The 14,551-nt window shown below is 65.6% G+C and carries 1 protein-coding gene (running past both ends of the window); it reads left to right on the top strand.

The whole window is internal to a sigma-70 family RNA polymerase sigma factor gene (locus tag AB4Z47_RS20060) on the top strand: the coding sequence, 62,202 nt in all, runs 30,098 nt past the left edge and 17,553 nt past the right edge, and what appears here is coding positions 30,099-44,649 — codons 10,033 (partial) to 14,883 (complete); the first complete codon in view begins at position 2. The start codon and the stop codon both lie outside this window.

The raw sequence follows: 14,551 nt of genomic DNA, 5'->3' as shown, positions 1-14,551 counted from the left end.
TGCGCGGCTGGGATGGGTGGCCGGTCGGCGCCCGGGAATCGTTGTCGATGCGAGTACGACATCGGTGCACCGATCCTCGACTTCACCCGAGATCCCGGCGGTGGGCCGGCTTGCAGGTGAAGATTCGGACGGTGTCGCCGCATACCGGTCGGCACCGAAACGGAAAGGTGCGGCCACCCGTCGCTACCAAGCGGAGGTCGATCGGCGGGCAGGGAAAACCGACAACGCGCTCCAAGCTTTCCCATCGGGGGATATGTCACAGCTGATGCAGCTGCACAGCAGAGCGGCGCTGGTGCAGTTCGGCCTGCGGAATCCGGTGGTGGGTGCGCAGTTGACCGCCCCCGAACGGCGATACCTCACCCTCCGATTCGTCGAAGGCCTGAACCTCGACGAGATGGCGGAGCGGATGGAGCTGCACCGGTGGATGCTGGGTGGCTTGGAACGTCGGGCCGTGGCCGAGCTGACGGCGGCCATGCTCCGAGCAGACCCCGCATCGGTCGCCTGGTTCGGGCTCGCGCCCGCGCTGTTCGAGGGCCGACCGGTGAGCGAGGTCGAGGCGGCCTTCGGTCATCGGCGGGCTCAGCTGCTGGGGCATGTCGGTGAGGCGAGTGCGCTTTTGCTGGAGCACGGTGCGGAGCTGGATCGCCTCGATCCTGGTTTGGGGGACGGGATTTCGGTGGTGGTGTGCACGCCGCCCGATCCGTCGTCGTCGGACGACACCGGTGTGGTGCACCGGTTGGTGCGGCGCGTCTCCGACGGAATCGCACGGATCGAGCGGTGGTCGGTCACCCAGCAGCTGGACGACTTCCGCCCGACCGCCGCTGTGTCGACCGAGCCGGTGCTCGGCCTGTTCCTGGACAAACTGGGCCGTCCGGTTTCGCTCGGCGGCGAACCCCGGGGCGATCGGGAAGAATTCCGGGTCGCCGACACATCGTTGTTCAACGGATGCGCCGCGGTAGTGGTGGAGTTCGTGCTCGACTTCGTTGAGGGCGTGACCAAGGTGCGGCCGGCGTTGCCGCCCCTGCCGGACACTGCCCACGTGGCCGGGGTGAGCGAGGAACAGTACACGGCGGCCGTCGGTGGGGAGTGGAATCCGCCGTCGGCCGGACTGGATTCGCTGCAAGCGGTGCTCGACTACATCGAGGAGCGCGGTGGTGCGATCGCCGGCGCGATGGAGTTCGGTGCGGCCGGCGCGCATGCCTTCGGGGTGGCGAAGGTGAACGGCCAGGTAGTGGTGACCGAGAAGATCAACGGCGTCAAGCGGACCTGGAAGGGCGCGGCACAGATCGCCGAGTGGCGCCGAGAACGGGAGAACATCGGCATCACCGGAGTGAAGGTGATCGTCTTCACTGCGAACGGCAAGCCGAAGATCAAGTACCGGCCGGGCCGGAATCGCGCCACCCTCATCGCGGCAGGTCAGGCCCCGGCCGGCCAGATCAAAGGCCTGCCGCCGCAAGGTCCCCGGGCAGGGCCCGGAGAGCCGGAACCCGCTTCGGGGCGCCGGGAACTACGTGAGATGGCCGCGGCCGCCAGCATCGACCCCGCTGCGTTCGATCGGCTCCGGGAACGTTTCGAACCGGATGTCCGACGAAAAGTTTCGGGTGTCCGTCAGCTGAGCCGAGACGAGGCGGACCGGCTGGTCGACGAGATCTTCCGCCGGTTCGGCATTGCACTGCGCTCCGGATCCGCGGAACGGGATGCGGCGGCACTGTTCGAGATGATCGAGCGCAATGTGCTCGGCGATCACCAGCGATTGGTGTTGTTGCGTGCCGGGGTCTGGGCCGCGCTGGTCGGTAGGCAGCGCGCGCAGGCCGGGGTTCCGGGTGGTCTGCTGGCCCGGGCCGATCAGCAGATGCTGGCGCGTGCCCTGGCGCGGCTCACCCCGCAGGAGCACCAGGTGGTGATGTTCCGGTTCGGGCAGCGACTGACCAGGTTCCAGGTTGCCGATCGGATGCCGGCCTATCGGAATGCGATCGCGAGCCTGGAACACCGGGGGGTGCGGGTGCTGGTCCGTGAGGTTGCCACCCGACTCGGCGTGCCTGTGCCCTCGGAATGCGATGAACCGCAGCCCGGCAACCGGGGTTTGGAATTCCTGTTGGGGGTGGATCGGCTTCCCTCGGTGGACGCACCACTGTATGCCCAATTGCAGTCGGCAGTGGATAGCCGGGCACCACAGTCAATGGCTATTGCGGTAGATCTGGCGAGTCTGTTGGATGCCTTGAATCAGCTTCCGGACGAACAGCAGAAATTCGCAAGTCTGGTTCTGCTGCTGGGGGTTTCGTCGCATGATGCGGCAACATCGCTGGGGTTCACAGGGCGATCCGGTCGAACCCTGGCCGAGAGGACGTGGACAGCACTGCGAGCAAGGCTCGAAGCGTTCCACAGGCAAGATCTCGAGGATACCGAGGGCCCCGAGCAGTCAGTGCGCGAGCCTGTCGTCGAATCGGTTCAGCCGACTATTGTCGATACCCGGGCCGAAGCGTTGCGCGATGCGGTGACTCGGATGCGTGATGTTTTGCACGCCAATCTGACCCGCATGTCCGATGTGCTGCACGAGTATCTCGAACTGACGGATTCTGCTGTTGTTGCAGCTGTCCCGGAGTTCGGCACCGACCGAGTGGCGGAAAGATACTTCGAGCGGTTGGTGCGGGCTGCACAAGCAGGTAATGCCACCGCATTGTTCCGGTTGAGCGAGTTCTGCTACGACTCGCTGTTGGCCGATACCCGGTTGACGCCGGAGCAGGCCGACGAAGTCTTCGCCGGTATCGTCGGCGGCCGGTTGCCGGACGGGGCGGATGTCGGTGACTGGTTGGGGTCGGTGTTGGAACAGGTACTGTCCGGTGCGCTCCCCGAATCCCCGCCATCTCCGATTGTCCGGAGCGTTTCGGGTGACAGCGACACACCGGTCCCGGTCGACGCCGGGAGCGGGATCGATTCGTTCGACATTTCCGTGTTTCCGGAATCGACTGCCGGCTCCAGGTATCCGCTGCCCGATGTCGTGTTCTCCGAAACATTCGAGGGCAATCCGGAATTCCTGCCCGGAGTGGATGTGTTGCACGCGGTACAGCGTGATCCCGGGCTGCGACCGATGCTGTGGGCCTATGTCGAACAGCTCGGCAGCCAACAGCGGGAAGATTTCATTCGCTGGTTCGTGCACCGACAGCGGATACCGGACATCGCTGAGGCTCATGGCGTTCCGGTGCCCAGGGTCCGGCGGCGGATGCACACGGTGGTGTCCTTGTTGGCAGGGTGGCTGTCGGGAGAGGTCGCCCCCGGTCCGGCTCGCGAGGCCATGGTCTCGGTACAGCTGGCGTACTGGTCCGATTTCACCTTCGAACAAGTACTTGCGCAGGCCGATCGGCTTGCCGATGACCAACAGGATATCTTCGGGCGCTGGTTCATCCGTCGACAGACGATCGAGGCGATTGCTGCCGAGACCGAGACGATCACGATGGCGGTGCGCAGGGTTCTGCACGCCGCCGCAGTCCGGGTGAGCGCGGCACTGCGTGCGGACGCGCAGCTGATGCAGCCGCCGCAGCCGGGGGCGGTCGATGAGACGAGCAGGCCCGGAGGGTATGTCGGACCGTTGCTGCGGGCGGGGCAGACCGAGCCGAAGGACGCTGCGGCGCTGCTGAGGTTGAGCGAGCTGTTCTACAACTCGCTGTTGGCAGATCCGAAACTGACACCTGACCAGGCCGAGAAAGTGTTCATCCGGATTGCAGGCGGCCGCTTGGGTGATGGGGAAAATGTCGGCGACTGGCTCGGCTCAGTAGTGGACCTGGTGGATGCTGTTGCCCCCGAGGTCGCCATCGGCTGGCAGCCGCCGGGCGATCTGCCTGCGGTCGCGGCGGAGGTGGCCGCGCTCGAGCCGGAGGTGCACACCTGGATCGCCGAACTGGAGAACTTTCTTCAATCGCTGCACCCATTGCGGTCGGAGTTGCTGAGGCAGTGGTACTCCGGGAATACGGTGGCCCAGCTCGCTGCGGCGAAAGGGTATTCCGAACAGGTTGTCGCACATCAGATTCGGATTCTGGTTCGGGAGATGGCCGGGCAATTGGTCGATCCCGAAATACTCGAACAGCACCGCAGGCAGTTTGCGCGGCGCAGCCGGACACCGGACGAGACGATGCTGTTCCTCGAAGCGGTGTACGCCCACGAACCGGAACTGGTGATGCAGTGCGCTCGGAAGGTGCGCGGACCGGACCGGGCCGACCGCAAATACTTCCTTGCGTATTTCCGGGATGGCAAGACCGGTGCCGAAATCGCGCGCAAGTACGGCGTGGATGCTCGCGGTGTACAACATCGTCTGAGTCGATTTGTCGGTCAGGTTGTCGACCGGCTTCCGGTGGGCCATGCCGAACGCTATGTCGGCGGCGGCACGCTTCGACGGGTCGAGCTGCGCGATATCGTTCGCGCCTCCGGGCATTCCGAGCTCACCGTCTCGGCGGCGCTGGGGGCGCGCCGCGAACGAGTTGCTCCGGCCACGGCGGAACGGATACGAGAAATAGCACGCCGGCTCGGCTACCAGACGCGGTACACCGGTGTCCGATCGAGTGTGGTCCTGGAAGGCGGTCCGCCGCATTCGCCGGTCACGACCGTCGAAGAAGACGACGGAACCCCTTATCTATTGCGTGGCAAGAGCTTGCGGGTGGTCCGGGCAGCCGATCCGGTGGACCTGGAACCGTTGATTCCGAAACTGGATGCCGGCCTTCACGAAGTGGCCAGGTTGCTGTTCTGCCACGACGTTCCCGTCCCCATCGTGGCGAAGCACCTGGGAATCCCGGAGACCACGCTCTACGCGCAGCAGAGTCGGATAGCGCGAGACCTCGACATACTGTTGTCCGGCGGGATGCTGCTGACCGATCAGCAGGCGACCGCGGTGTTGTGGCAGATTGTGGTCGCCGATCCGCAGCGTTTGCATCCGGAGCAGATGCTGGGCACCGGCTTGCTGCTGGACACCTATCGGCACCATTTCGACGAAGGGCAGTCGGTGGCCGCGATGGCGACCGACGACCCGGACGGTGTCGCCGAGGCCACGATCTACGATCGGATATATCGGGTCGCCCAGCTGATGACCAGAGATCTTTCGCCTCGGCTGGTGGCGAAATACCTGCGGGACAGCGAAAAGGCGCTCACCGACGGCGACGCCGTGTCGGTGGTCCGAAAGATACGGAGCCGACTGCCTGATGTCCTCACGGCGCAGGTGGAGCAGCTGTCGACGGCGGACCGGGCACTGTATGAGCAGTTCTTCGTCCAGAAGCGCAAGATGAAGCAGATCGCAGCCGCGACGGACACCGCCTGGACCGAAGTGCGGGACAGCGTCTACCGGATCGCACAGGGGTTTGCCCGTCAGGTGCCCGACCAGCTGCGGGACTTCGCCTCCGCGGGGCGGTTGGCCGACGGCGCGGCGTTGATGATGATCGAAGCGGTCGCGCGGATCGATGTGGCCGAGTTGACCCCGTATCTGGCCGAACTCGCACCGCGACAGCGGGAATACTTCGAGCTCTATCTGGAGCAGGGGCAGAATCCGACGCAGATCGCGGACGAGCGGGGGCATGAGCGCGAAACGGTTGTCCAGGTGTTGTACGCCATGGCGCAGACGCTGCTGTCGCACCTGGACCCCGAACTCGTCTGGCGTTACCTCGGCAATGGTCCGCTACGCCGAATCACGTTGGCAGACATCGGAAAACTGACCGGATTCGCCACCGTGACGGTCCGGAACGCGCTGAGCGGCCGTTCGGCCGATTCCGGCGCCACAGATCGGATTCGGGAAGTAGCAGCCCGGTATGGCTGGACGCCCGGACACCGAGCCGTGGTCGTCGACGCCGCGGAGGGGCCGTCGCCGGTGCCGTCGATGGATGCCGCTGTACTCGCGGAGAACCCGCCCCGAACTCGGGCCGAACGGGCGGTTCGGGCCGCCGAGGAATCGGCACTGCAGGCGGCGATCGGCCTGCTGCCGCCGGAATACCATGAGTTGGCCGGGTTGTCGGGTGCGCAGCCGCTGACCGACGTACAGGCCGCTGAGCGGACCGGTTTGCTGGTACGGCAGGTCAAATCGATGCGGCGCTACCTCATGCCGCGTCTGGCCACCGCATTGTCGACCGGGCGGCTGTTGACCGACGGGGACGCGCTTTTCCTGATGGAGGCGGTGCAATCGGGTGGAGACGAGATTTCCGCGCTGCGCTCGGTGCTGTCGCCGACCGAATGGCAATACGCCGAGTTGTACCTGGTACAGGGGCTATCGGTGGCCGAGGTCGCCAAACGCACAGGACGGGAGCCGAGCACGGTCCGCACCGAGCTGACGCGGATCGCCCCAACACTGCTCGGGGAGCTGCCGGAGTACCTGGTCCAGGGGTACTTCGACCAGGGCACCCTGCGCCGCGTGACCTTGGACGATGTAGCGAAAAACGCAGGAGTCTCGAAAGCCACGGCGGATCGAGTGTTGAACGGTCGCGGTGGTGGCAACCCGAAAACGGTGCGGCGGGTGCGCGCCGAGGCCCTCCGGCTCGGCTGGACCCTGGAGCGCCGCGGCGTCGTGGTGGTGACCGAGGGCGGGGTTCAACCGGTGCGCGTGCAGCGTCCGCTGCGGTTGCGGGGCACGGTGACCGCCGCGCAGGAACAGGCACTGGCCACTCTGGCCGAGACGGCGTTTGCCGAGGCAGGCGACGGTGCTGTGCCGAATTCCCCGCATCCGCTGCTCCCCGATATGCGGCGCTTGCCGCGGCTGTGTGGCCCGGTGGCCTTGCGGTTCGGCCGCGATGTGTTGGGCCTGGATGTGGACGCACCGTCGTTGTTCGACGCGGCTGTTCGCGCCGAGGGGATGTCGGGGGAGGCGGTTGCGGTTGCGGCGAAGGGGAATTGGGAAGGTTTCGCCGATGTCGCAGCGATGGCGGAGCGGGCGAATGCCGGTGCAGTGGTGTTGGGGGCGGTGAATTTCGGGGGAGGCCTGGGTGGGCACCTGTTCGCGGTGTATGCCGACGAGCAAGGCCAGGTGTGGGTGGTGGAAGGGGTTGGCGACCGGGAACTGCACACTCGGTACGAGGACTGGTCCGAGCCCGAGGGCGTGGTGGGGTATGCGGGGATCGTGTTCCGGGACGGTGTGGCGGTGGATCCGGTGGATCCGGAGACCGGTCCGACGATCGCCGAGCGGATCGCGACAGGGGTGAGCATCCCGGAGTGGGTGGGTGGTCGCTGGGATGTCGGGGGCGACGACGCCGGTCGGAGCTCCGACGGGGCCGGCGCACCCGCCCCGGACGACTCCGGCCGGCCGTTTCGAGGGAGCATCGCAGGGACGGCTGCGGCGGGCGGCGACACCCGCATCCCGGTCGATCGGCGTCGACCGGGCCCGAGTATCGGCTCGGAAACTCCCGGTCCGGTCCCGGGCAAGGTGGGCGACAAGACTCGACGGCTGTTGCCCGACGACCGCACCTTCGGCCGGGACCCGACGCCGGAGGAGGCGGCAGCGCGCGCGGCCCGCGACCGACGCGACCAGGAGCTGGTAGCCGAATTCAAGTCCGGGAATACCGCTGCGTTTTCGGAGTTGTACCGCAGGAACAGGTCGAGGGTTCGCGGGATACTGATCCGGAAAATCAAGGTACGCAGTGATATAGAAGAATTGGTCGCCGACAGTTTCGCGGAAATGTACGAAGTATTGGCTTCCGAAGCCGATGTGGAAAACTTCGGCGGTTATCTGGCGACATTGACTTTCAGGCAGATCGATAAATATTACAACCGCAATAACCGGCAGCTTTTCATGGGCGGCACCGACGCATTGTCGCGGGTTGTAGATGCGAAAGTCGGTAGTCGTGCAGCGCAGAACGATCCGGATTCGATGGACATGGTGTTGGGTCCCGTACTGGCCGGATTGCCTGAAAAGACGCGAATGATATTGCAGCTGGTCGACGTCGAGGGGTATACGCGCGAAGAGTTGGCAGGACTGCTCGGGACGCCGGAGGATGTCGAATCGGTAGCGCAAGTGATCGACAGCGCTCGGGAGGAGTTGCGCCGAGAGCTTATTCGGTCGCAGTTGCACGGCGCGACACTGTCGGAAATATTGACGGCCGGCGGTGGGCCGCTGCGGGCTGTGCTCGCGGCAAGCGGACGGTGGGCGGAGGTGTTCCCCGGGGTTGCCGCGGAAGTAGCGATTCTGCGGGCGGTCAAACAGCTGCGCCTGAACGAGATTCAGGAATTCATGTCGGATCTGCATTCGATTCGACAGGAGTACCTGTTGCGGTGGCTGCTGGGGCAGCCTGCAGCCGATATTGCCGCGGTGATGGACATCCCAGAGAACACGATCCGACGACAGTTGCACGAACTGATCAGGCAATTGACCGGTCGGCTGGTCGATGCGGATGTGGTGGCTCGGCGGCAACGTTCGATGGCTCGGCGGCGCACGTTGACGGCAGGCGCCTCCCTGCTTTTGCTGGAAGCGGTGTATGCGCAGGAGCGGGATCTTGTGACGCCACTGCTGGCGGATCTCTCCGAGGAAGACCGGGAAAACTGCACCCGATACCTCGACCAGGGAAAGACCATGACGGCAATCGCGGCCGAACGGGGAATTTCCCGCGATGATGTCCGGCGAACGCTGAAAAACGTTCTGGTCGCTGTCGCTCCGGTGCTTTCGGAAGAGGTGCGGGAACGGTATGTCGGAAACGGCAGGCTGCGGCGGATGGGCGTACCGGACGTAGCGTTGCGAGCCGGGGTGAGTAAGAACACCGCCAACCGGGTGCTCGGCGACGCGGCCCAGGCTGGATCGGAAAATGATGCGCGAGTGCGGACCGCTGCGGATGAGATCGGCTTCCGGCGGCTGCGCGAGGGGATGCGCTCGGCGGTCACCATCGATGGCGGCCCGGCAGACTCACCGATCCCGCGGGTGCACCCGGCGCAGGATGACTCTCCGTACGGCAAGAAGCTGCGCCGAACCCGTCGAATGGATCGGTCCGAACTGCGGCGGCTGATCAAGAAACTGCCCAGGAAGCGCAGAGAAGTCGCCCACTTGCTGTTTCTGATGGATCTGCCTGCCTCGGTGGTGGCGATTGTGCTGGGGCAAGAACCCGAAGCGATCCATCTTATGAAGAATCGAATCGCCGACTCTCTCGAAATTTTGTCGAGAGGTGGTGTGGAGCTCAGCCCGGTTCGGGCTGCGGCAATCCTGCGAAAAATCATGATTCACGAGCCGTGGGTGGTACAACGCCATATTTCCGAACTGCCCGATCAGTCGAAGAATCTCTTCGAACTCTACTTCGTGCAGGGGCAGAGCCCGAGCGAAAAGAAAGTCGAGAATTCGCTGAATCGGATAGCGCAGGAATTGACCAGTCGGATGCCTTCGGCGCTGATCAAGAACTACCTGCGTGGCGGGGCGTCCGATGAAGCTGCATTGATACTGGTCGAAGCGGTGGCCAAGTACGACTTCGTCGAGCTCGAGCGGCTTCGTCCGAAATTGACCCCGACACAGCAGCAATGCTTCGATCATTACCTGGCCGGGGATTGCACAGTCGCCGAGCTGGCGGTTGCCCGGGAACGTTCGGAAAGCGGAACCAGATTATCCCTCTACCACACGGCACAAGCTCTCATGCGGAATCTTCCGCGAGAGTTGGTGCAGCGGTATATGAGCCAGGGCCCGCTGCGGAGAGTCGAACTCGAAGACATTGCCACCGAAGCCGGGGTGTCTGTAACGACTGTCAAGAAGGTTCTCGCGACAAACTCCGGCGATCCGGAAGTCGTCGAACGAGTCCGGAGGGCGGAAAGCCGGCTGGGATGGCGCGCGGAGCGGCCCGGCATCGTGGTCGATCGCTCAGAGGGGCAATCGCCGGTTACGCTGGTCGGCGGCCTCCCAGCAGCGCCGTTGGCGCGGGACAGGGCTTCCAGCCTGATCCGGGGCGCAGCGCCGGAGCAGTTGGCGGCTGGAATCCGATTGTTGCCGATGAAGCACCAGGACATTGCCCGACTGCTGTATGCAGAGTCGCTGACTGCCGACAAGACTGCAGAGCAGGTGGGTCTGGAGCCGGTTTCGGTCAAGGTTGTGCGCTCGCAAATCCAGTTGCAGTTGGCGGCATGGATTTCCACCGGAGCGATGTTGACCGAAGGGCAAGCCTTGCTGTTGTTGGAGGCGATTCAATCCAGATCCGATGTGTTGACTCTGCACCGGGATCGGCTGACTCCGGCCGAACAGCGACTGGCCGATCTGTACCTTGGACAAGGTCTGTACCCGGGCAAGATCGCCGAACTGATCGGACAGACGCAGGGGGTAATCCGTGATCAGATGGGTCCCATCGCTCTGAAACTTGTCGGGGAACTACCCCAGGAACTCGTGCAGCGATACCTGCGCCGAGGTCCGATGCGACGGGTGAAGAAGGGCGACCTGGCGACCAGGGCTGATGTCAGTGTGGCATTGGTCAGCAAGGTATTCGGCAACTATGGCCGGGTAAAACCGGACTACGTCGCAAAAGTACACGCAGTGGCCGATTGGCTCGGCTGGAGACCGGAGCAGCGAAATGTCGTGCCTACGATTCGGCAGGGCATTGTTGTCGATACCCCTGATGGAGTCGAACCGGTCGGAGTGGTGGGCATAATCGCCGATGGCTTAGGATTGCCTGCCGGGATCATGGCGGCGGAAATCGCCGGTGAAGATCCGACCGCCGCGTTGCTGCCCGAAGAGCAGATCCTGATAACGGCGGGCACGCGTCCGGGACGGGTGTACGACATCACTCATGGGCGCACTTGCGCCCGCCGCGCATTGAACAAGCTCGGTGTCCCGGACACGCCTATTCTGCGGCGCGGGAATGGCGCGACCGGGATGCCGATCTGGCCGACCGGTACGACCGGGAGTATCACCCACACCCGCGGCGCGGACGGCAGATACGCCTTGGCGGTGGCGGCCTCGACCGACCGGATCCGTTCGATCGGCGTAGACGCCGAATTGAATCGGTCCAGAGGGGCGGAAGAACTCGTCCTCCCCGGGGAACAGCAATGGCTGGCCGCCATGGGGACTCGGGACGATATCCACTGGTCCCAAGTGCTGGTCTCGGCCAAGGAGAGCGTGTTCAAGGCCTGGTTCCCGCTGACCGAGCGGTCTCTCCGCTTCCAGGACACACGTATCACCATCGATCCGAAGAGCCGTACCTTCACCGCGGAGCTGGTGGTCGAGGACCGCTCCACGGTGGACGGCGGCCCGCCGTTGCCGCGGATCCTGCACGGCAGGTTCGTGGTCCGCGACGGTGTGGTGCTGACCAGCGTCGTGATCGAGCGCGAAACCACGGACGACCCTGATGCGGTGTTCACCGTCGATGAGTCCGGCGATGGTGATCGTCCATGGCAACAACTGGCCGAGAGCAGTGCCCGGGTTCGGCGCGACGACAACCAGACCGTCGCTCCCGTCGACCGGACCGACGCACTGTGGATCCCGCACGGCGAGGACGGACATCGGAACGACTGTGTCCCGGTTGCCCTCGGTGGCTTGGCGCGCCAGCACGGCTGGGCGAAGCTGGTGAAGCTGTCCGCGCTGGGGCCGGTGGGTCCGGAAGGAGTTTCCGGTGAGCGGGTGGTGGCGGCCCTGAGGGGTCGCCGTCCGGGTGGTTTCGACAATCGCGCCGCTGTCGCACGGGCGGTGCTCGATGCCGGTGACGGCGCCTCGGCGCTGTTGCTGGAGGTGTACGGCCCGCACGGGATGGGGCACGCGGTGCGGTTGGTGAACCGGGGCGGCCGTGTGTTGGTGTTCGACGGCGCTGGCGACAAGGGCACGGATTTCGCGGTGTGGGACCGCAAGCATGCCGCTCCGTCCCAGGTGTGGGCGATGGTGGCGGTCGGCGGTCGGGTGGTGGACGCCGGCGATCGGGATCGGCCGCTGCCCGCGGGCCGAATGTTCGGGCGCAACCCGGATGCGGGGCGCCCACCCGATCCGGCGGGTAGATTGTCCGAATCCCAGATGGTTGTGCAGCTGCGTAACGTCTTCGAGTCCGAAGTGCGGGAACGGGTGCAGCGAACTGTCACGGATCCGAACGCGGTCACGGCGGTCGTCGACGAGGTGTTCACCCGTACGGTGCACCGGATGCGGACCGGACGGCGTTCCGGCGGGGTCGCGGTAGAGCTGGGTCGGGTTTGCGGCGATGTGATGGCCGAGCACCTGCGACTGGGGCGGTTCTGCGCACAGCTGTGGACAGAGTTCCGGTCGGCGAACGACTGGCTGCCGGAGTGGGATTCCTTCCGGGCGCGGATGCACCGGGGGCTGTTCGACCGGGTGCTGGCGCAGATGCCGGCCGTTCATCGGCGCCGGCTGCAGTCGGCACTGCACCAGTGGCAGCCGGAGCACCGACGTGTGGTTGTCCCGGAGGAGGTGGTGACACCGTTCGTCACCCGGCTGAGCATCATGCTGGGCGTTGACCGCGGGGCAGCGGTCGTGCCTCGGCTGGGGTTCTCCGAACGCGATGTTCAAATTCTGAGCATGCTCTCCGAGGGGGTGTCCGCCGCAGACATCGGTGCCGCTGTGGGCTTGTCGGCCGCGGAGGTTCTGGTCGACACGATGCGGGCAGCGCGGGCGCTGGGGGTCGGGAGTCCGATCGCGGCGGTGGCGGCGGCCCTGCGCGAGGAGTTCCTGGGAGCAGGTTCCCGGGCGGCCGATGTTCCGAGTCTGTGGGATCGTTCACTGTTGGACGGGGATGTGGAGTTGCTGCGCCTAGTCGCCCGGGGATTGCCGGAATCTCGGATCGGCGAGATCCTGGGGATGCCGGTTTACCAGGTGTACCAGCAGCTCGAGCTGGTGGGAGAGGGGACCGGCACCAGCGACCCGATGCGGATGGTAGCCACAGCGCTGCGGGAAGGGCTCTTGGACACCGGCCGAGGGCGTCCGGAACATGAGGCCGAGATGCTGAGGCTGTTGGCACGCGGTGCATCGGATAACGAAATCGCGGTCGGACTGGACGTCCCGGCGTCCACCGTGGCGTCCCTGTGGCCTCGTTTCGAGGCACGCTTCGGCACGCGTGACCGGGACGCGTTGGTATTGGCGGGGTTGCGGGAGCGGATCATCGACCCGGCCGAAGCAGCAGGGTCGGCCGTCTGGATGCGTGCTCGGGTGCCCGAGGACCTCGCCCGGATGGTGCCGGACACCGAGCGAGGCCCGGAACTGGCCGAGGAAGTGTTCGCCGTGGCTGCGCGCCGGGCAGCGGAGTCGGAAGTCCCCGCGGGCGCCGCGGTGCTGTTGGCGCAAGCCCTCGACGACGTTTCGGCCGAGCATCGGCGCGTGGTGGAGTTCTGCGTTCGCGTGTGGGAGCGGCACGGAGCAGCAGCGCAGCCGGATGCGGTGCGGTCGCGCTCGAGCAGGCGGGTGTTCGATCGGGTGCTGGCCGCTATGCCCGGCGATCACTGGCGGGTGGTGGCGGCGGAATTGCGGCGGTGGCGGCCGGGAGACCCGATAGATCTGCCGGCCCGGGTCGGACGTTCGTTCGCCGAACGGCTGGGCAGCGAGCTCGGGGTGGACGGTGGCGGTTCCAGCGGTGCCCAGTCGGGCACGATGCCTGACTCCCGCTCTGGTGACTTTGCGCCGTCAAAGGAACCAGAGCGGGGGGGCTTCCAGCCCGACTGGACACCGCTGGGAGATGAAGCATTGGCGACTGCCATGCGGGCCGGGGGACTGGAACTGACCGCAGCGTTGGCCGGCCGCGGTGAACTGGCTCCGCTGCCGGGAATAGCCGGGCATGTGGCAGCGGTGCAGAACGCCGATCCCGCCGATCTGGCTCGGTGTGTGGCGGGGTTGTCCCCGGCCGCGCGCGAGTTGTTCGTGCGCTGGCTGCTGGGGCAGAGCCCGGCGGAAATCGCTCCCGCGGACCCGGTCGAGGTGGAAGACCGGTTGTATTTGGTTGTGCACGAAGTGGTTCGGGGTCTTCCGGACTCCGGCGCCCAAGCCGACTGGGACAGTGTGCGGCGCTCGCTGCGGCTACGGCAGCTGGCACGGGAGTGGCCTGCGCCGGAAAACGAAGTGATATCTCTGCTGGTGCACCGGCAGCTGTCCGAACCAGGTGCTACCGCGGATACAGAATGGGTGAAAACCGCGGTGGTTCAGGTTGCGACGGAGTTGGGCTGGACGAAAGCCGAAGTGGCTCAGGCGCGGCGGAAGCTGATCCAGGCCGTGCAAGCACATGATACTGAAGCGGATACCGCGGCGCTGTACCTGGTCGAGGCCGTGTGGGCGGTTCGCCCGGAATGGCTGTCGGAATGCCTGCCGGTCTTGCCGCCGGAGCAGCGGGCTGCCGCCGGAAGCCATTTCGGGCAGGGCATTTCCTTTGCCGAAATGGCAGCGGCCGACCCGGAATCCGGCGGCGAGAGGGCGGTTCGCGGGCGGATGATCAGCATCGCCCATGCGCTGGTCGGGGAATTGCCGACGTGGTTGTGGGAGCAGTACGGCCGCCACGGCGCACTGCGGAGATCGACGCAGGCGGATATCGGCCGGGAATCCGGGGTGGAGTCGGTCTATCGGATTTTCGCCGGCTTCGAGGAACGATTCCCGCCGGAGACATTGGCTCGAGTGTTCGCGGCTGCTGCCCGGCACGGATGGGTGCGC

The organism is Nocardia sp. 2TAF39 (assembly GCF_052114905.1).
Classification (GTDB): Bacteria; Actinomycetota; Actinomycetes; order Mycobacteriales; family Mycobacteriaceae; genus Nocardia.
Note: the sequence above shows the minus strand (reverse complement) of the source record. Positions and strands in the feature narration are given on the sequence as shown.